The organism is Aureimonas sp. N4 (assembly GCF_001463925.1).
In the GTDB taxonomy this organism is placed as follows: Bacteria; Pseudomonadota; Alphaproteobacteria; order Rhizobiales; family Rhizobiaceae; genus Aureimonas; species Aureimonas ureilytica_A.
This window is the reverse complement of the sequence record NZ_BBWS01000029.1, coordinates 20,799-39,517: the sequence shown is the minus strand read 5'-3', so window position 1 is coordinate 39,517 and position 18,719 is coordinate 20,799. Positions and strand designations below refer to the sequence as shown.

Here is an 18,719-nt window from a genome sequence, read left to right as displayed (position 1 = left end):
CGCTTACGGGCTGGCCGATCGTTTCAGCGTCTGAATGCATGAGGTCGGAACGCGCGGGGGAAGCCCCTTCGCGTTCCGGCCTGTTTATTGGCCCGCACGGGCAAGACAGGGGTGATCAGGCGGCTGCGGCGATAACCTCTGACGTGATCTCACGGCCTGTGGCAGCGATCATGCCTTCTGCGCCGCGAAGCGCACCCGGCTCGATTTCGAGGCCAAGCAGCCGATGCCGCTCGAACGGGCCGGGCATGGTGAGGCCTGCGGCCACATCAGCCGAGAAGCCGAAGCGCTCGTAATAGGGCGCGTCGCCCACCAGCACGATCGCATCATGCCCCCGGAATGTGGCTTCCGCGATGGCGCGGCGCATCAGCGATGAGCCGATGCCGAAGCCCTCGAAGCCCGGCAGAACCGCCAGGGGTCCGAGCAAGAGGGCGGAAACGGCCGCGCCGCCCCGCTCGCCCGCCGCGACGTTCCACAGGCGCACGGAGCCGGTGAGCGTGCCGTCCTCGGTTTCGGCGACGAGCGCCAGACCGTCGGCCGGCAGCCGCCCGCGACGCAGCGCCTCGGAGGACTTGCGCACGCGTCCCGGACCCATCGCGGCGTCGAGCAGCGCTTCGCGCGCGCTCACATCCCCCGGCATCTCGGCGCGAAGGTGCACGATCGGCTGGGAGCGCAGGAGTTCGAACAGGGAAACGGGATGCGCGGCCATGAGGCGATCCTCGAAACAGGGGCGAGCGAACTCGCGCGTCGGCCGAGAGGCGAACGCGCGCGTGAGGGCAGGCGGCCGGGCGGGGCTTGAGGCCGCGTCCGGGCATGGCAGCGATAAAATCAGCGCGAAGCGCCAAGGGCGCGAGGGCACCATCGGGCGAGGGGCAAGGCGCCGGGCCCTCACGAGCCTCGGCGGTGTCACAGGGAGATCGATCCAGTCGGCGGCTTTTTAAACCGGCCGGACGACGCTCAGATGACGTAGGAGCGAAGCGGCTCGAAACCGTTGAAGGCGACGGCCGAATAGGTCGTCGTGTAGGCACCCGTACCCTCGATCAGAACCTCGTCGCCCACCGTCAGCGAGATCGGCAGCGGATAGGGGGTCTTCTCGTAGAGCACATCGGCCGAATCGCAGGTCGGGCCGGCGAGCACGCAGGGCTCCTTACGGTCCTCGTCGCGCGCCGTCACGATCGGATAGCGGATCGCCTCGTCCATCGTCTCGGCCAGGCCGCCGAACTTGCCGATGTCGAGGAAGACCCAGCGGTTCGCGTCCTCGACCGACTTCTTCGACACGAGAACGACCTCGGCCTTGATGACGCCGGCATCGCCCACCATGCCGCGACCGGGCTCGATGATCGTCTCCGGGATGCGGTTGCCGAAATGGCGGCGCAGCGCGGCGAAGATCGAGCGGCCATAGGCCTGCGCGGTCGGCACGTCCTTGAGATAGCGCGTCGGGAAGCCGCCGCCCATGTTGACGAGGGTTAGCGTGATGCCGCGCTCGGCCAGCGTGTTGAACACGAAGGCGGCGTCGGCCAGCGCGCCGTCCCAGGCCTCGGTATCGCATTGCTGCGAGCCGACATGGAAGGAGACGCCCGTCGCCGTCAGGCCGAGCGCATGGGCGTGGGTCAACACGTCCACGGCCATGGCCGGAACGCAGCCGAACTTGCGCGACAGCGGCCATTCGGCGCCCGCGCCATCCGTCAGCACCCGGCAGAAGACGCGCGCGCCGGGTGCGGCGCGAGCCACCTTCTCGACCTCTTCCACGCAATCCACCGCGAAGAGCGAGACGCCGAGCGCATGGGCGCAGGCGATGTCGCGCTCTTTCTTGATCGTGTTGCCATAGGAAATGCGCGAGGGCGTCGCGCCGGCGTTCAGCGCCATCTCGATTTCGGCGACGGAGGCGCAATCGAAATTCGAGCCGAGCGAGGCGAGAAGGCGCAGGATTTCGGGAGCCGGGTTGGCCTTCACCGCGTAATAGATCGCCGAATCCGGCAGCGCGCGGCGGAAGGACTGATAATTCTCTTCCACCACGTCGAGATCGACCACGAGGCAAGGGCCGGTGGGACGTCGGGTGGCGAGGAAGTCGATGATGCGCTGCGTGGCCATGGGTCAGCTCCAGTGAACCGCTTGGGTTGACGAGGAGCGCACGCGCTCAAGCCCACGAACGGCCGGTGGAGACCCCGCTCATGGATCGAACGCGAAACGCGAATAGCCTCCCACATCGGGCAGCCGAACGGCCGAACGAGAGCGGAAGATTGTGCCATGGCTTGGAGGGTTGGACCCGCCGCACTTCAGGCAAGGAAGGTGTGCCTCTACAGAATTCCCGGCTATGGAGACCGGGAGAGACCAGAAAGGCCCGCACCGTCGTTGCTTCAAGGCGTCCACGATTTCGCCAGCAGCGAAACCGACCTGGAGGAAACCTCCAGTGACCGACCCGGTGATCTTCGCATTCGAAGGACCGGGGGACGCCCACAGGCACGTGCGACATTGGGCAAGGGCGGATATAGGACCGCCAGATGTCGCATACAAGCGAAAAATTCACCCTCTCGCGAGGTTGCGAACCTGATATGGAAGCGTTTTGGCCGGTGTCGCGATGGGGCAACACGGGTCGGTTTGAGGCAAGGAAATTGTGCCGATGGATACGTTGACCCGGATGCGCGCCTTCTTGTCTGTCGTGGAAAGCGAGGGCTTCTCGGCGGCGGCACGCAAGACCGGTCGCTCCAAGGCGCTTCTGTCCAAATATGTGCGCGAGCTGGAGGACGAACTGGGCGTTCTCCTCATCAACCGCACCACGCGCCAGATCGCGCTGACGGCGGCGGGCGAGGTCTATGTCGCGCGCGCCTCCACGATCCTCGCCGATCTCGCCGCGCTGAACGAGGAAGCGCGTGAAGCGACCGGCGAGGCGAGGGGGGCGCTGCGCGTCACCGCCGCGCGCACCTTCGGCGACGCCGAACTCGGCCTCAGTCTGGTCGAGTTCTCCGCCGCCCATCCCGACATCACGCTCGATCTTCATCTCAACGACAGTTTCGTCAATCTGGTGGAGGAAGGGTTCGACGTTGCGATCCGCATGACGCGTCTTACCGATTCGGCCATGATCGCGCGGCGTCTCGGCCAACTCGATTTCGCGATCTGCGCGACGCCGGAATTTTTGAAGGCGCATGGCACGCCGACCCATCCGACCGACATTTCCCGCCTGCCGGCCGTGATCGATTCCAACGCCAAGACGCTCTACAACTGGACCTTCAAGGACCCCAAGACCGGCGATCCGATCCCGATCAACGTGTCGGGGCGCTTTTCCGCCAACTCTCCCTATACGGTGCGGGCGGCGACGCTGGCGGGCCTCGGCGTCGCGCTGATCCCCGAATTCGTGGTGCGCCAGGACATTGCCGACGGCCGCCTCGTCTCGATCTTGGACGACTTCGTGCCGCGCGATGCCGGCATCTATGCGGTTTTTCCGCATCGGCGGCATCTTCCTGCGCGAACGCGCGTGTTTGTTGACTTCTTGGCAACCTGGTTTCGAAAGAATTGTCCGGGTCGCGAACCGGCAGCTTGACGGATCAAGCTTGTCCGGCCGCTCATGATTCGAGGTTCTCCATGGTCCGTTTTCGCGCCCTCGTCGCATCGGCCGTCATCGCCTGCGCCACGATGCTCACCCCCGCCTATGCCGCGCCCTCGCGGGATCGGGAGGAAACCCTGTTTCTAGGGGACTATGAGCCAGGCACGATCGTGGTCATGACGGGCGCGCGGCAGCTCTTCCTGGTGACGGGCCACGAGCGGGCGCTGAAATACGACATCGCCGTCGGCAAGCCGAGCGAGCAGTGGTTCGGCACGAGCTGGGTTTCCAAGAAGCGCCTCAACCCGATCTGGGTGCCGACGCCATCCATGCGCGAGGCCAAACCGACCCTGCCGGCCTCGGTCGGCCCCGGCCCGAGCAACCCGCTCGGCCGCCGGGCCATGAATCTGGGCTGGGGCACCTATCGCATCCACGGCACGAATTCGCCGAACTCGATCGGCTCGGCCGCGTCCGCCGGTTGTTTCCGCATGAGAAACGCCGATGTGGAAGACCTGTTCGAGCGCGTTCACGTGGGCGCGCAGGTCGTGGTGCTGCAGTAAGATGCCCTGAGCCAGCGCGATCCCCCGCAAGGGTTCGCGCTGGACTTCTCCCCAATTTGGCCGTTCTTTGCGCCTCCAAGAGACGCCGGACGAACGGGGACTGCGAGCATGGGTGTGAGACGGGCGGCCGCGATCGGCGCTGGCGCATGGGCGCTTGGTCTGGTCGCCAGCGGCGGGGCTGAGGCGCATCCCCATGTCTTCGCCGACTCCAAGATGGAGATCGTCGGCACGGCCGATGGCAAGCTGTCCGCGATCCGCAACATCTGGCGCTTCGACGAGCTTTTCTCTTCCAGCGTCGTGGTGGATTTCGACAAGAACGGCAACGGCAAGCTCGATCCGGAGGAACTGGAGGCGGTGGGCAAGACCGTGCTCGGCTCCATCGCTGAGTGGGAGTTCTACACGTTCGTGTCCATCGGCAAGCGCGACATCAAGCTCCATCCGCCCAAGGAAATCCGCGGCCTCTTCGACCACGGGCAGCTGACGCTCTTCTTCGAGATGACGCCCGCCGAGCCGGTGGACCTGAAGAAGGATAAGGTGACCTTCTCCGTCTATGACGAGAGCTATTTCGTCGCCTTCGACTTCGCCGACGAGAACGCCTACCAGCTGCTCGATCTGCCGAAGACCTGCACCAAGAGTTTCACGCGGCCCGACCCGGATGCCGATGCGTCGGAATGGATGAACTCGGTCTCCATGCTGAAGCCCAATCAGCAGCTTCCCGACGATGGCGTGAATTTCTCGCAGCTTCTGGCGACGCGCATCGACGTGTCATGCGCCAAGTAAAATCCCCTGCTACAGACCGTTCGTCGCATTCGAAAGGCCCGACCATGCGTTCGCCCTTGCGCCTCGCCGGACCCACGCTTCTCTGTTTGTGCCTGCTGACAGGCGTGGCCCTCGCGCAGTCCTCGCTCGGCATTGGCAATGCCGAGGTGACACCGACGCCGAGCGGGCCGTTCGCCGGCCTCATGATGGAGATCCTGCGCATCCAGCGCGGCTTCTTCGTGGACTTGCGCCATGCGCTGGTCGCGATCCGAGACGGGCAGGGCGGTTTCGGCTGGCTGGTCGGTCTGTCCTTTATCTACGGCATTTTCCATGCGGCCGGCCCGGGGCACGGCAAGGCCGTGATCTCCTCCTACATGCTGGCCAACGAGGTGGAGCTTCGGCGCGGCATCGCGCTGTCCTTCGCCTCGGCCATCGCGCAGGCCTTATCCGCCGCCGTGATCGTCCTGTTCGGATGGATGGTCCTGCGAGGCACGTCCTTGTCGATGACGCAGGCCGCTTTCGGTCTGGAACTGATGTCGTATCTCGGTGTCGCCGCCATCGGCATCTGGCTGGTCCTGCGCAAGGGCCATGCCCTCCTGCGCCGTCTTCCCGTTCTGCCGCTTGTCTGGCGCGCGCCGCAAAGCGGACCCCAGGGGCTAGCCTTCGCGGGCGCGGGCACCTTCACCGACCGCACGCCGGGCGGGCCGAAGCTGCTGCCGCGCGCCTCCGGCGCGTATGGCTCTGATGTTTGCGACGACGCCGCGGGTGACGCCTGCGACTGCGGCCGGCCGCATATTTTCTCGGCCAGCGAACTCGGCGGCAAGGGGTTCTCCTGGCGTTCGGCCCTGGCGGCGGTGGTGGCCGTCGGCCTTCGGCCCTGTTCGGGCGCGATCGTGGTTCTGACCTTCGCGCTTCTGAACGGGCTCTACGGCTCGGGTCTTCTCTCGGTCTTCGCCATGGCGCTCGGCACCGCGATCACCGTGTCCGCCCTCGCGGCTCTGGCGGTCGGCGCCAAGGATGTCGTGTTGCGGTTGGGCCAAGGCGCGTCGCGCCTTCGCCCCTTGCGCGCCCTTCTGGAATTCTCGGGGGCGCTGCTGCTCGTTTCTCTCGGCTTCGGTCTGTTCTTCGCCTCGCTGGCGTGAAACTCCCTGCGAAAGCGCCGCGCGGATTATCCGGCCGTGCGCGCGTCCCGGCGCTCGCGACACGCGGCCGCGAAAGCCTCGAAGATCGCGCGGGACGGTCCATCCGTCGCTGCCCAATATTCCGGGTGCCACTGGACACCGAGGGCGAAGCCGCGCGCCGAGGGCACGGACACCGCCTCGACGGTTCCATCCTCTGCCCGTGCCTCGACCGCGAGCCCATCCGCCAGCCGGTCGATCCCCTGCCGGTGCAGCGAATTGACGGCGAAGGGCTCCTCGCCCACTAGAGCGGCCAACCGGCCGCCCTCTTCCGGGCGGACGGGATGGCGCAGTGCGAAGCGGCCGGCCTGCTCGGGATGCTCGGGCGCGCGATGATCCATCCGGCCCTCGCCGTCCTGAATTTCCGTCGCGAGCGAGCCGCCGAGCGCCACGTTCAACTCCTGATGCCCCCGGCAGATCGCCAGAAGCGGCACGCCGGTTTGGAGGGCGCGGCGGATCATGGTGAGCGACAGGCGATCCCGCTCCCGGTCGAAGGGCTCGTGCGAGGCGCTGGGCTCGACGCCGTAGAGGGCGGGGTGGACGTTGGAGGCCGATCCGGTGACGAGCACGCCGTCGATCCGCTCGAACAGGATGTCGAGATCGCTCTCATCGACCAGCGCCGGTACGATCACCGGCACCGCGCCCGCGACCTCGCGGATGGCGGCGAGATAGGTGCTGGGGCTCGCGTGCCAGTGGTAGTTCTCGAACTCCCTGACATCGGCCGGCACCGCCACGAGAAGCCCTGTCGCGCCCATCGAACCTATCTCTCCTGATGAAATGGACCCCTCGCGGAGCTCCGAACCTGTCGCATGGCATAAGCCTCGCAGCCTCTGCAAGCCCGGCGTCAGTTGCAGGCCGGGGGCGGGCCGCCGCGTTAAGGTCTCGTTAACCATCTGCATTTTTAATCAATCTTGCGAATTGCTTAACGGCTGGCTCCCCCCGCCGCTCCCATGACGAACCCGTTTCCTTCTTCCCGCGCGACGCCACGGCACCTTGGCGGCGAAAGCCCCCGCGCGCCTTGCGAAAGACCTGGCATGATCCCCGTTCTGTCCATCGGTTCCCTGAAAACCTCCGGTTCCTCCACCCTCGCCCTGACCCTGGCCAGCGTCGCCAATGCCGCCGACATTCCCGTCGTGCTGATCGACGCGGCCCGCGACAAGGATCTCGTCGATTGGGCGGCGAAGGAGGGGCGTCCCTCGCGCTGCACGGTCGAGGTCGCCGACGATGAAATGTCGCTGGAGCGCCTCGTGCGCGCCGCGCGCCGCCGGGGCGAGATCGCCATCATCGATGCGGGCGACAACCCGGACCTCCTGCGCGCCGGCGCGCGCCTGTCCGACCGTGCGCTGATCCCGGTCCGCTTCTCGCCGCTCTCGGCCTATGCCGCGCTCGCCACCGACCGTCTCCTGCGCCTGGAAGCGGGCAAGGGCCGACGCGACCGCGACTGGGCCTTCGTCGCCAGCGCCGTGACCACCATTCCGAGCCGCGTCGCCCGCGCCATCGAGACCATGATCGAGCGGTCCGAAACGCCGCGCCTCGACGTCGGTCTGGTGCATCGCGCGGCCTATGAAGCGCCGTTCTACCACGGCGGCACGCTGTTCACGCTGGGCGAGGAGCATGTGTCCGGCCTCGACCGCGCCCGCGCCGAAGCTGCGCAGCTCGCCCACGAGGTCGGCCTGCTCGGCGGCCCGATCGGGATCGAGACGGATCATCGCGTCCAGCCGGGCCTCGCCTACGCCGCCTGAGCTTCCATCCTGAACGTGTCGAAAGGCCAGTCCTTCGGGATTGGCCTTTTCGCGTCGAGCGCCCTTGGTGGTGCAACGGGCCGACCCTATAGATTCACTCCATGCGCCGTCCGAGCCCCACCGAAGAGCCCAAGCCGCCGAAGCCCATCACCGCCGATTGGCTGTTTCGGGCCGCCGCTCATTATCTGGAGCGCTACGCCGCCTCGACGGCGCATCTGAAGCGCGTCTTGGAGCGCAAGGTCATGCGCCGGGCCATGCTGCGCGGCGAGGAGCCGGGCGAGTTCGCCGGCCTGGTGGACGAGACCGTCGCGCGCTTCGTCGAACTCAAGCTTCTAGACGATCGCAGCTTTGCCGAGGCGAAGCTCGCGAGCCTCCGGCGGCGCGGATCGTCGCGCCGGCACAGCGCCCTGAAGCTCAGCGAAAAGGGCGTCGATCGTGAAACCGTCGCCGCCGTTCTGGAGGCCGACGAGACGGACGAGGAGAGTGCGGCGCGCGCTCTCGCCAAGCGCCGACGCTTGGGGCCGCACCGCTTGAGGGACCGCGCCGAGCGGCGGGACAAGGATATCGCGGCCCTGATGCGGGCGGGGTTTTCCTATTCGATTGCTGCCGCCGCGATCGATGCCGAAGTTGAAGCGGATGCCTTCTAGGGTGCGGATCGCGATGTAATCGCGTCCAAACAATCGCGTCCCGCCGATCCCGGCGCGGAGGAACCATCCTGAATCGACCCCGTTAGCTCCTCGAACGGCCGGACGACGCAGGCGACCCTTAGGGAGCCGCGCCGCAGCCGATACCCGAAAGAGGACTATCCCATGCCAAGCATTCAACAGGCCAAGATCGCCATTCTCGCCACTGATGGATTCGAGCAGTCCGAGCTGATGGTGCCGCTGGAGAAGCTCAAGGCGGCCGGCGCCAGCGTTCATGTCGTCTCCCTCAAGAGCGGCGAGATCAAGGGCTGGGACGAGACGGATTGGGGACAGAGCGTTCCCGTCGACAAGCTCCTGTCGGAAATCAGCGTCTCCGACTATGACGCGCTCGTTCTGCCGGGCGGCCAGATCAACCCCGACAAGCTGCGGGCCGAAGAAGCCGCCGTCTCCTTCGTGCGCGATTTCTACAATTCCAAGAAGACGCTGGCCGCGATTTGCCATGCGCCCTGGCTTCTCATCGAGGCCGGCGTGATCGAGGGGCGCGATGTCACGTCTTTCAAGTCGATCAAGACCGATGTCGTGAACGCCGGCGGCCGCTGGCATGACGAGACGGTGGTGACCGATCAGGCCCTGATCACCTCGCGCAACCCGGGCGATCTCGACGCCTTCGTCGCCAAGATCATCGAAGAGGTCGAGGAAGGTCGACACGAAAAGCGTCAGGCCGCCTGACACGCGCGGCTGAGACCTGTGAGACTGGTGCGGAGCGTCCCATGGGCGCTCCGTTTTCACAGGTGGAGGCGGGGCGTCGATTGCCCGTTTCCCGCCTTTTGGCTATTCATGACGGCAGGCGAACAGTTCGAGGGAGGCGATGATGGCGCAAGAGGCGGGATACGAACCCGGCAAGGGTGCGGAGATGGACTATCGGGAGCACCAGCGCACCTATGCCGGCTTTCTCTGGCTCGTGAAATACGGCTCTGCCGCCGTGATCGCGATTCTCGTCGGCATGTTGATGGGGCTGATCGTCGGTGCGGGCGTGATCATGAGCGTGCTCAGCGTCGTGATCGTGATGGTCGTGGCGCATTTCGCCGTTCTCAAGGGCGACGAAGTCTCCATGACGCATTAGGCGAGTGCGCCTCCAGCCATGAAAAAAGCCCCGCAGACGATGCGGGGCTTTTTTGTGTCGAGGTTCACGGCTTGTAGACGGCGCCTGCGGGAGCGGCTTCCTCAAGGGTCAGCCGCGCCACGCCGAGCGTGGCGTTCACGCCTTCCTGGATCTGAAGGCTGGTCGGCTGGAGAGTGAAGCCGCGATCCGGACCGCCGATCAGCGATTTGCCGCCGACGCCCACCGCGAAGGACGCATCGACGCTGGTGCCGTAATAGCGGCCGGCCAGCGACTGCGGCTCGCCTTCGGTGAAGCTGGCGGCCAGAACCGACCAGACCATCCTTGTGCGACCTGTGATGCCGAGATCGATGCCATAGGTGTCGAGCGTGCCGACATAGGTCTCAGTGGAAGTCCAGCGACCCAGAGGCGCGTAAGTGCACAGCACCGTCTCCGAGGAGGTGACGATCTGATTGATCGTGCCGTTGCTCCGGCATGTCAGGGTGCCAATCTTGGCGCCGGCGGAGGCGGGAACGATGGAAGCGGCCAGCGCGAGCGCGCCGAGGGCGGCGGTGAGAGGGAGTTTCATGGTCTGCGATACTCATCGTGATGACACAGGATGTCGCAATAACCATCGTCGCGCGGGATCGGTTTCCGCGACCCGTTAAATTCCATTCACAAAGATTAACAGCGACGGGCGGATGTGAAGTCGCCCGCGATCGAACGAAAGAAGCGCTCAAACCGCCGCCGGCCCGTGAGCGCGGCGGCGGACTGGGTGATGATCAGCCGATCAAGAACCGGCGGAACCGCGCGTGCGCGCCACGCCGTCCTTGGCCGGCTGGTAGTTCGGGTCCAACTGCGCGGCATGGGCGAAGGAGCGATAGGCCTTGGCCTTGTCGCCGCGCGCTTCCAGAACGAGGCCCTGATTGGCCCAGAATTCGGCGCGCTTGCCGTCGAGAAGAATGGCGCGATTGATGTCGTCGGCCGCGTCATCGACATTGTTCAGTGCCAGATAGGACACGGCGCGGCCGGAATAGGGCTCGGGCGCGTTCGCATCCATCGAGATGGCCGTCGAGAAGTCCTCGATCGCCTGACGGTGCTGCCCGTCCAGTTGGTAGAGCAGGCCGCGATTATGATAGGCGCGCGGATCGGTCGTGTTCAGGTCGATGGCGCGCTGGAAGTCGGCCAGCGCTTCGCGGTTGCGATTGGCGACACGGTAGATATTGCCACGGCCGATATAGGCCGTGTCATATTTCGGGTTGATCTGGAGCGCGCGGTTATAGTCCGCCACCGCTTCCACATTCTTGTTCATCTGGCGCAGCACGAGCGCCCGGTTCGCATAGGCCTGATAGAAATTCGGATCGAGCTGGATCGCGGTCGAGAAATCCTTGATCGCGCGATCATTGTCGCCTGAGCGACCATAGGCGATGCCGCGAACATTGTAGGTCTCGGGATTGCTCGGGTTGGCGTTCACGGCGGCCGTCAGCGACGAGAGATTCTCGGACGAGCCCTGCGCCTGATCCAGCGCGATGGATTGAAGGGCGGGGCCGGTCTGGCACGCCGAAAGAGCGAGGCCGGCGGCAGCCAGGACCAGACCGCGCGTGCGGATGAAGGCGGCGGCGGAGCGGACTGACGTCCGGTGAGTCTTCGTCATGGTGAGCACGCGGCGACTTCCTTCAAGGCACGGCGATCGAGGTCGAACGAATTCGGCCTCCTGGGGCATGAGGCTCGCTCCTGTCGAGGGGCGCGGGCCGGCGCGTCAGAATAAAGAGGCAAGCTTACCTGAGGCCGATGTCTCGACCCTTCGAAATGTCTGCTCTATCCGTCCGCACCGCTGGAGATCGTCCAAGACAGAGACTGTTTCGATATGCCTTGCGAGCCTGCCATTTCAAGACAGGATCGCAACATCCGAACGCGTCATTGCGGCACGGGGCGGAGCCATGGCCGGTCCGAGCGGGCCGACTCGCTCTTTGGTCGATGCGCGATGCCGAGCGCCTCCAAGATCATAGCTCGCAGCGCCGACACATAAACGAAAAGGGCGACGCAGCCGATAGCTGCACCGCCCCGATCCAATTCTAGAACTGAGCGATGCGCTCAGCGAGCCGCGGCCGGCTTGGCGCGGCCACCAGCGACGAGACCCTCGCGCTGGGCCTGCTTGCGGGCCAGCTTGCGAGCGCGACGAACCGCCTCGGCCTTCTCACGAACGCGCTTCTCCGAGGGCTTCTCGTAGAAGTTGCGCATCTTCATTTCACGGAAGACGCCTTCCCGCTGAAGCTTCTTCTTGAGAGCGCGGAGAGCCTGATCGACGTTGTTGTCGCGAACGAGTACCTGCACAGAATGATCCGTTTCCAAGGGTCCAAAGGGTTGCGTGGAGACGGGGCGGAACGCGCCGGGTCTCCCGCGGGAAGCATCCTTCCCGTGATCGTGGCGGCTTCCATATCAGAAGCCCGGGCACCTGTCGAGCGCCATACGTTCCATCGGCCTCAGGGGGCGATGGCGGAACGGGTCGATCCGCCGGCGGCATCGGCGGTCGCCTGATGGAGGATATGGCGCAGCGCATGAAGCGCAAGAGCTGCATCGGGTGCGTCCAGATCACGGCTGGCCGAAACCCAATCGGTCGGTGTGAGGGCTGGTGTTGTGGAGTGGCGAAAGAAGTGCCCGACGCCCGAGCGCAGCGTTGCGATATCGGCTCGGCACCGGGCGATCGACCGGTCGAACTCCTCCGCGTCCGGCTCTTGAGCATCCGCGCTTCGAGGCATGTCGGCGGTGCTGGCGAGGCGATGGGCCCAGTAGGCAAGCGTGGCCAGCCGCAGAAGGCCAAGGCGCACGAGCTTGCGCCGGGGCGCGGAAATCCAGCCGCTCTCGAGCGGGCGCGCGATGGTCACGATCTCGGTGTGACGCCGGTCGAGCGCGCGTGTCACGGCTAGAACCTTCCATGATGAGGCATTGCCCCGCCGATTTTCGAGAATCGTCTCCAGAAGGCGATCGAGTTCGGCGAGGAAACTGTCGACGCCGCGCCGCGAAATATTCTCCGTGCGCGTCGGGAAGACGAAAAAGGACACGAGCATTCCCGCCAGCGCGCCGACCAGCGTTTCCTTGAGGCGCAGGACGAGAAGGTCGGGCGAGAAGCTGCCGAGAAGCCCGTAAACCAAAGACAGCGCCACGGTGACGAAGAAGGTCAGCGCGCCGTAGGAGACCTGGACGAAATAGAAGGCCAGAAACACGCAGAGCACGATGAGGCCGAGCGGCAGGGCGAAGCTCCCATGCAGGAGCGTCGCCACCAGAATGCCGACGACGATTCCCACCCCCGTGCCGATCGCCCGATCGACGCTGCGCAGAAGCGCGTCGCCGCGCGACTGCGTGTTGACGAACACCAGAAAGGCCGTGAGGACAGCCCAGAACCAGCGCTGTTCCGAAACCCAGAGCCCGCCCGCCATGGCGAGGGCGCAGGCGAGCGTCACCTGGAGCGCCAAGCGAAAGGCGGGCTGGCGGTGCCATGGAACGGGTGTCTGCGCCGCGCTCGGCAGCGCAAGCCCTGGCCCTTCGAGCTGGTGTTCATCGAGCCCGTCCGCCGAGCGCCGCAGCTGGAGCCGCGCCTTGGCCAGCCGGTCCAGCGTGCCGGCCAGACGGCTTTCATGGGATGCGGCGTCAGCCTCCGTGTCGAGGGCCGCGGCGAGCGTCGTTTCGGTCGCCAGATGCAGGTCGAAGAGCTTGATGGCGAGGAGGGCGGCCGGCGTCTGGCGCTCGGCGCCACTGGCGTCGTCGGGCAGGAGCCCTTCCGCGATGGCGATGGCGCTTCTGACCTGGCCTTCCGCCGCGATGGCGGCGCGGCGGGCCTCCTCCGGCCAGCCGGCGCGCTTGCCCGCGCGGATGCGCGAGACCAGCGTTCCGATGCGCTCTTCCACCGCCCGAAGCGTCTGGGCGAAATCGAAGGCGGGCCGATCCGGCAGCAGGATCTCCCGCACCAGATGCGCCACGCCGCCGCAAAGCAGAAGCGCGAGAGCGATCGTCGGCAGATCGGAAACGGCGGCGTGGAAATAAATGCCGACGAAGCAGGCCATGAAGGCGAACATGCCCGCCGCATTCCAGCGCAGCCCCCATTTGCGGGCATAGACCGCCGCGAAGGTCACGACGAGAAAGAAGCCGTCCAGAAGGCCGGAGCGTTGGCCGACAAGAGCAATGGGCACCAGCACTCCGAGACCGGCCGCCGCGCACAGAACGCGGGTCTGGGCGCGTCCGACGGCGCTGCGATCCTTGATCGCAATGGCGTTCTGCAACGCCAGAATGAGACCGATCGCGAAGCTGATAACGGGCAATGGCAGAACGAGATTCAACAACATCAGCGACAGGCCGACGAAGACGAGCGTCAGCGTCACGCGGCCGGCCATGCGAAGGCGCACCAGGCCGGGATCGGTGCCGGCCAGCCAACCATGGAGACGTTCGAGAAAGGCGCTGCGCGGCATGGGGCTCCATCCAGACAAGTCTCATGGATTGGAGCGCGGAACGAAAAGCGTCAACTCGCTTCGACAAGCAAATGGGCGCGGGGCGTCGCGACAGGTCTGGTTGGAAGCGCCCGCTGGAATCAGCAGGTATAGGAAATAAAAGTAAAACTTACGATCACCTTCACCAAGTGATGGGCGGGCGAGTCCGGATCGAAGTCACCGCCTCGCATTTCGTTCGGGCACAAGAAAAAGCGTACGGCACATCTGGAAGAGTGTCGTGGCCGACCATTTACCTAGACCATGGTGCCTCGTCCGAGGCCCGCCTTTCGTGAGCGCGATGCGCCACCCGAGTTTGGAGTGAAGATATGGTCGATATTGTGGATCGCGGCGCTGTCGCGGGCGTGGGAATTCGTCGCATTTCGTGGGGCGCCATCATCGCCGGCACGATTCTGACGCTCGTCGTCCAGATCATGCTGGCCCTTCTGGGATTGGGCATCGGCCTTGCATCGATCGACCCGATGTCCGGCGATACGCCTTCGCTCGCCTCCTTCTCGTCGGTCGGCGGCATCTGGACCGCGCTCACAGTCCTGATCGCGACCTTCGTCGGCGGCTACGCCGCTGCGCGCTTTGCCGGTTCCACCATGCGCCGCGACGCCGCCCTGCACGGCATCACGACCTGGGCGACCTCGACGCTCGTCATCGTCTATCTCCTGACGAGCGGCGCATCCGCCCTGATCTCCAACACGTTCGGCGCGCTTGGCTCCACGATCTCCTCCATTGGTCAGGCCGCTGGGGCGGTTGTTCCCAATTCGCTGGACTCGCTGCCGCCGCAGCTTCGCCAGCAGGCGCAGCAGCTTCTGGCGCGCGGCCAGCAGCAGGCCAATCAGGCCGCCGATCAGGTGCAGAACGAGGCCAACCAAGCCGCGCAGAACGCTCGTCAGGCCGCCGGCACGCAGGATCTGGGCGCGGCTGTCACGGAAATCTTCAAGGGTCTTGGCCGCGATGCGACGCCTGAGCAGCGCCAGAGCGCCGTCAACGCCATCTCCTCGCAGGCTGGCATCAGCACACAGGAAGCCGAGCAGCGTCTGAACCAGTTCCAGGGCCAGTATGACCAGGCTGTCGCGCAAGCTCGCGAAGCCGCGACCAAGGCTGCCGAAACCGCCTCTACCAGCGCTTTCGTGGCTTTCGTCGGCCTTCTCCTCGGCCTCATCGTCGGTGCTGTGGGCGGCGCGGTCGGCCGCACCGATCGTCTGGCCGGCTACTATCGCGACTGAGCGCGTGGCGTTTGGTCACAAAGGAAAGGCGGGCTTCGGCCCGCCTTTTTTGTTGGCTTGAATAATCGGGGACGGGGCGGTCGGTCCAAGCCCGCTCGCCCGATCAGAAATAGTTCAGGAAATAAAGGCTTCCGGCCAGAACAAGTCCGATGGCGGCAGAGGACCAGAGCGCCGGCGCCATGCCGCCGGATCTGGAAGTTCTGCGCTGCGCCTCGATTTCTTCCAGCCGGCTTGCAACGCGACCCTGCGCCATGAGGCGGATGTCCGCGCCTTGAATGGGGGCGCGTCGAGGCGACGTCGCCGCGCGCGGGCGAGGCACGGGATAGGCCCGAAGGTCTTGTCCGCTTGCCACGGTCGGATCGCAGCCGAATCCTGTTGGGAACATCATCTGCCCACGCATCGCTTCGCCCCTCCATGGTCACAAGTCTTAACGCGGGAGCGGGGAATGAGGTTGCAGAGGCGGCCTCGGGATCGTTGGGAAAATTCAAACGATTTTAATGTGTTGGGCCGTGAGCGAACGGCTTTACGCTGCGAAAGACCTCGTTAATACGGGACCGGGGCCGCCGAGAAGCGAGCGGCTGGCGAGGATTGAGGAAACCATGCTGAGAACCGAAACCGTCCGCAAGATCTTGTCTTGGTACGAGGGCGAGACGCCGGGACTGAAGTCCAACCTGTCGCGCCTTCTCATGCATGGGCGTCTGGCGGGCACGGGGCGGTTGGTGATCCTGCCCGTGGATCAGGGCTTCGAACACGGTCCGGCGCGGTCCTTCGCGCCCAATCCGGCCGCGTACGATCCGCACTATCTCTATGAGCTGGCGATCGAGTCGGGCGTTTCGGGCTATGCCGCCCCGCTCGGTCTTCTGGAGCAGGGCGCCGACACGTTCGCCGGCGAGGTTCCGCTGATCCTGAAGCTCAACAGCGGCAACTCGCTCGTCAATGCCCAGGATCAGGCGCTGACGGGCACGGTGGAAGATGCCCTGCGCCTCGGCTGCGTCGGCGTCGGCTTCACGATCTATCCCGGTGCCGAAGCGTCCTACGGCATGATGGAGGAGCTTCGCGAGATCACGCTGCAGGCCAAGTCGCGCGGTTTGATGACGGTGGTCTGGTCCTATCCGCGCGGCGGCAAGGTGACCAAAGCCGGCGAAACGGGCGTCGACATCATCGCCTATGCCGCGCATATGGCCGCGCTGCTGGGAGCCACCATCATCAAGGTCAAGCTGCCCTCCGATCACGTCGACCTCGCCGAGGCAAAGTCCACCTACGAAAAGAACGCCATTCCCGTCACCACGGGGGCCGATCGCGTGCGCCATATCATGCAGGCGTCCTTCGCGGGCAAGCGCATCGTGGTCTTCTCGGGCGGTGCTGCGAAGAACACCGAAGAATTGCTCGATGAAGTCCGTGCTATCCGCGACGGCGGCGGCAATGGCTCGATCATCGGTCGCAACTCCTTCCAACGCTCGCGCGAGGATGCGCTGAAGCTTCTGGCCGAAGTGATGGATCTCTACGCCTGACGGATCGCCGCGTCGGCTTGTGTCGAGCCGATCGGATCGTTACCTGAAGGGGCAGGGGGACTTTTCGTCCCTCTGCCCTTTTTCCGTTCGAGGCCAAGGTCTTCCGCTTTCGATCCCTCGACATCGATGGAGCCCGTCGCGGCATGAAAGACGAACTCCGCCTGACCCGCAACGAAACGCTTGTCCTGTCCGTCCTGCGGGACGAGAGCGGGCCGCACACCGCCTATCAAATTCTCGATCGTCTGCGCGGCGACGGCTTGAAGGCGCCCTTGCAGGTCTACCGCGCGCTGCGCTCCCTGTCCGAGCGCCATCTCGTGCACCGGCTCGAAAGCCTCAATGCCTTCGTTGCGTGCAACCATCACCACGGCGACCACCACCACGCGACGATCTTTTCCATCTGCCAGACCTGCGGCCAAGTCAGCGAGGCGACGGACGCCACCCTCGACGCGGCGCTGGCGGCGCTGGCGCAGCGGCAAGGGTTCAAGCTGGAAAATGCGGCGGTCGAGATCCGTGGCCTATGCTCCGCCTGTGCGTCAGCCACGCATTCTAGCCCAGACGAGGCTTGATTCTTTCGCCAAAGATGGCGACAAAGTGGTGACGAAAGGGCAGACTTGGGCTGCGCCGAAAGCGGCAAGGCCACGGCGACTCAGAAAAAAGAGTTCGCCCCCGTTTTCCCCGCAATACCCACTCCGCTCGGGAGGCGGCGTATTTCAGCCCCGCGTCAGCCTTCAACTCTTCATTACGTTCGATCGAAAGCGTGATCTGAGCCGCATGGGGAGGGAAACCCCTTTTGCGTCAGTTGTTTGGCGGTGATGGGGCAATTCGCGCAGTTAAACGAACCTTAAGATTGTCGGTTTAAATCTCCGTTCGAACGCTGCTGGCGGATCATCAGGCTGTTGCCGGGTGGCCACACAGCGGTCGGTATCGAAAATGGTGCCATTGTTCAGGCACGGTGTCGAACCATAAATCGTCCCAAGCCCGAACGATCGGGTCTGAGCTTCCGAGCCGAAAGGTTTGGCAGCACTAAACGTCGCCAAGGCGACAGTGGAGTATCGAACATGAATCGCTTTGCCCTTCTTCTCGCTTCGACCGCTTTCGTGACGCCGGCTCTGGCCGCTGACGTCGTGTACGAAGAGCCTGCGGCGCCGGTCGTCGCTCTGGCTCCTGCGTATTCCTGGACCGGCTTCTACGTCGGTGGCCAGGCCGGTGTTGCGTTCAACCGCGACGCGGGCGACGTCCGCTACAACCCAGGCACGGGCACGTTCACGACGACCCAGTTCTCGGGTAACTCGCGCGACAGCAACGACGCAGCCTTCATCGGCGGCGTGCACATCGGCTACGACTACCAGATCAACAACTTCCTGGTTGGTGCCGTCGCCGACATCAACTACATCGACGCGAAGTCGAACTCGACCTACAACATCACGTCGGCTCCGGGCGTCGTCGACACCTTTGGCCTGTCGAACGACATCAACTTCGTCGGCACCGTTCGCGCCAAGCTCGGCGTGACCGCTGACCGCTTCGCCGTGTACGCCACGGGCGGTCTGGCTTACGCCGACACCGAGACCAAGTACTTCGCTCCGGGCACGCTCCGCGCGACGAACGGCTTCATCCCGACCGTCAACTCGAACTCGGACGACGTCGGCTACGCCGTCGGCGCCGGTGTCGACTACCTCGTCACGCCGAACTTCTCGCTCGGCCTCGAGTACCTCTACACCGACCTCGGCAAGACCGACACGAAGATCACCTACACGAACGGCGTCACGCAGACCTCGTTCAACGCTGACTCCTCGTCCAACCTCGACTTCCACACGGTCTGGGCCAAGGCTTCGTTCCGCTTCAACTAAGATTGGTCGACCAGCCTTTTCGGAGGCTGGTCTTCTTTTCAGCCCGCCGCGATTTTGGTCGCGGCGGGTTTTTTGCGTTCTGGGGACGATGGACATGAAAAAGGGCCGCGCGGTGACCACCGCGCGGC

The 18,719-nt window shown here is 65.1% G+C and carries 20 protein-coding genes; 12 read left to right on the top strand and 8 right to left on the bottom strand.

The genetic code is table 11. From position 1 onward, the window contains the following. Positions 1-115: 115 nt before the first annotated feature. Together AUL28_RS08760 and odc2 are read right to left on the bottom strand one after the other, a co-directional pair. Positions 116-706, bottom strand: a complete 591-nt coding sequence (locus AUL28_RS08760; RefSeq protein WP_062231860.1) for a GNAT family N-acetyltransferase — start codon at positions 704-706, stop codon at positions 116-118. Between the two features lie 248 nt (positions 707-954). Next, positions 955-2,088, bottom strand: a complete 1,134-nt coding sequence (odc2, locus tag AUL28_RS08755; RefSeq protein WP_058600184.1) for an ornithine/lysine decarboxylase — start codon at positions 2,086-2,088, stop codon at positions 955-957. Between the two features lie 529 nt (positions 2,089-2,617). Between odc2 and AUL28_RS08750 the strand changes: the two genes are divergently transcribed. The 4 genes from AUL28_RS08750 to AUL28_RS08735 all read left to right on the top strand — a co-directional run bounded on the left by AUL28_RS08750 (position 2,618) and on the right by AUL28_RS08735 (position 5,996). After that, positions 2,618-3,535 carry a LysR family transcriptional regulator gene (locus AUL28_RS08750; protein WP_058636735.1) on the top strand — a complete coding sequence of 306 codons (918 nt, stop codon included), beginning with the start codon at positions 2,618-2,620 and terminating at the stop codon, positions 3,533-3,535. A gap of 41 nt (positions 3,536-3,576) precedes the next feature. Further along, positions 3,577-4,095, top strand: a complete 519-nt coding sequence (locus AUL28_RS08745; RefSeq protein ID WP_058600186.1) for a L,D-transpeptidase — start codon at positions 3,577-3,579, stop codon at positions 4,093-4,095. Positions 4,096-4,203: 108 nt separating this feature from the next. Beyond that, a complete protein-coding gene (locus tag AUL28_RS08740; RefSeq protein WP_062219564.1) occupies positions 4,204-4,875 on the top strand; it encodes a DUF1007 family protein in 672 nt (223 codons plus the stop codon). Between the two features lie 44 nt (positions 4,876-4,919). Continuing rightward, positions 4,920-5,996: a nickel/cobalt transporter gene (locus tag AUL28_RS08735; RefSeq protein WP_062231711.1), complete on the top strand. Its 1,077-nt coding sequence runs from the start codon at positions 4,920-4,922 to the stop codon at positions 5,994-5,996. Between the two features lie 26 nt (positions 5,997-6,022). Here the strand turns inward: AUL28_RS08735 and AUL28_RS08730 are convergent, their stop codons facing one another. Beyond that, positions 6,023-6,787 carry a gamma-glutamyl-gamma-aminobutyrate hydrolase family protein gene (locus AUL28_RS08730; RefSeq protein ID WP_062231710.1) on the bottom strand — a complete coding sequence of 255 codons (765 nt, stop codon included), beginning with the start codon at positions 6,785-6,787 and terminating at the stop codon, positions 6,023-6,025. 279 nt (positions 6,788-7,066) lie between these two features. On the opposite strand from AUL28_RS08730, the gene AUL28_RS08725 reads away from it, so the two are divergent. The 4 genes from AUL28_RS08725 to AUL28_RS08710 all read left to right on the top strand — a co-directional run bounded on the left by AUL28_RS08725 (position 7,067) and on the right by AUL28_RS08710 (position 9,541). Continuing rightward, entirely contained in the window at positions 7,067-7,774 is a 708-nt protein-coding gene (locus AUL28_RS08725) for a hypothetical protein (protein ID WP_058600190.1), read from the top strand. A 101-nt stretch (positions 7,775-7,875) separates the two neighbouring features. Continuing rightward, positions 7,876-8,421, top strand: coding sequence for a regulatory protein RecX (locus tag AUL28_RS08720; protein WP_062231707.1), 546 nt, complete (start codon positions 7,876-7,878; stop codon positions 8,419-8,421). Between the two features lie 162 nt (positions 8,422-8,583). After that, the gene (locus tag AUL28_RS08715) at positions 8,584-9,147 is read left to right on the top strand and encodes a type 1 glutamine amidotransferase domain-containing protein (protein WP_062231706.1); all 564 of its coding nucleotides are present in this window, start codon (positions 8,584-8,586) and stop codon (positions 9,145-9,147) included. 139 nt (positions 9,148-9,286) lie between these two features. Continuing rightward, the gene (locus AUL28_RS08710; RefSeq protein ID WP_058600193.1) at positions 9,287-9,541 is read left to right on the top strand and encodes an aa3-type cytochrome c oxidase subunit IV; all 255 of its coding nucleotides are present in this window, start codon (positions 9,287-9,289) and stop codon (positions 9,539-9,541) included. Between the two features lie 64 nt (positions 9,542-9,605). Here AUL28_RS08710 and AUL28_RS08705 read toward each other — a convergent pair whose 3' ends face one another. The 4 genes from AUL28_RS08705 to AUL28_RS08690 all read right to left on the bottom strand — a co-directional run bounded on the left by AUL28_RS08705 (position 9,606) and on the right by AUL28_RS08690 (position 13,980). Continuing rightward, entirely contained in the window at positions 9,606-10,106 is a 501-nt protein-coding gene (locus tag AUL28_RS08705; protein ID WP_062231703.1) for a DUF992 domain-containing protein, read from the bottom strand. Between the two features lie 201 nt (positions 10,107-10,307). Beyond that, on the bottom strand, positions 10,308-11,171 hold the full coding sequence (locus AUL28_RS08700; protein ID WP_058600287.1) for a tetratricopeptide repeat protein: 864 nt from the start codon (positions 11,169-11,171) through the stop codon (positions 10,308-10,310). Positions 11,172-11,611: 440 nt separating this feature from the next. Next, positions 11,612-11,851: a 30S ribosomal protein S21 gene (gene rpsU, locus AUL28_RS08695; RefSeq protein ID WP_026358568.1), complete on the bottom strand. Its 240-nt coding sequence runs from the start codon at positions 11,849-11,851 to the stop codon at positions 11,612-11,614. 149 nt (positions 11,852-12,000) lie between these two features. Further along, positions 12,001-13,980 (bottom strand): FUSC family protein, encoded by a 1,980-nt coding sequence (locus AUL28_RS08690; RefSeq protein WP_062231701.1) that lies wholly within the window; start codon positions 13,978-13,980, stop codon positions 12,001-12,003. 344 nt (positions 13,981-14,324) lie between these two features. On the opposite strand from AUL28_RS08690, the gene AUL28_RS08685 reads away from it, so the two are divergent. Then, on the top strand, positions 14,325-15,233 hold the full coding sequence (locus AUL28_RS08685) for a hypothetical protein (RefSeq protein WP_058634738.1): 909 nt from the start codon (positions 14,325-14,327) through the stop codon (positions 15,231-15,233). A gap of 103 nt (positions 15,234-15,336) precedes the next feature. On the opposite strand, the gene AUL28_RS22600 is transcribed toward AUL28_RS08685, so the two are convergent. After that, the gene (locus tag AUL28_RS22600; RefSeq protein WP_156419938.1) at positions 15,337-15,486 is read right to left on the bottom strand and encodes a hypothetical protein; all 150 of its coding nucleotides are present in this window, start codon (positions 15,484-15,486) and stop codon (positions 15,337-15,339) included. A gap of 346 nt (positions 15,487-15,832) precedes the next feature. Between AUL28_RS22600 and AUL28_RS08675 the strand changes: the two genes are divergently transcribed. From AUL28_RS08675 to AUL28_RS08665, 3 genes are all read left to right on the top strand, one after another. Beyond that, entirely contained in the window at positions 15,833-16,744 is a 912-nt protein-coding gene (locus AUL28_RS08675; RefSeq protein WP_058600198.1) for a class I fructose-bisphosphate aldolase, read from the top strand. Positions 16,745-16,887: 143 nt separating this feature from the next. Continuing rightward, a complete protein-coding gene (locus AUL28_RS08670) occupies positions 16,888-17,310 on the top strand; it encodes a Fur family transcriptional regulator (RefSeq protein WP_058600199.1) in 423 nt (140 codons plus the stop codon). A gap of 492 nt (positions 17,311-17,802) precedes the next feature. Then, positions 17,803-18,591: an outer membrane protein gene (locus AUL28_RS08665; protein WP_058600200.1), complete on the top strand. Its 789-nt coding sequence runs from the start codon at positions 17,803-17,805 to the stop codon at positions 18,589-18,591. The last annotated feature ends 128 nt before the right edge of the window (positions 18,592-18,719 follow it).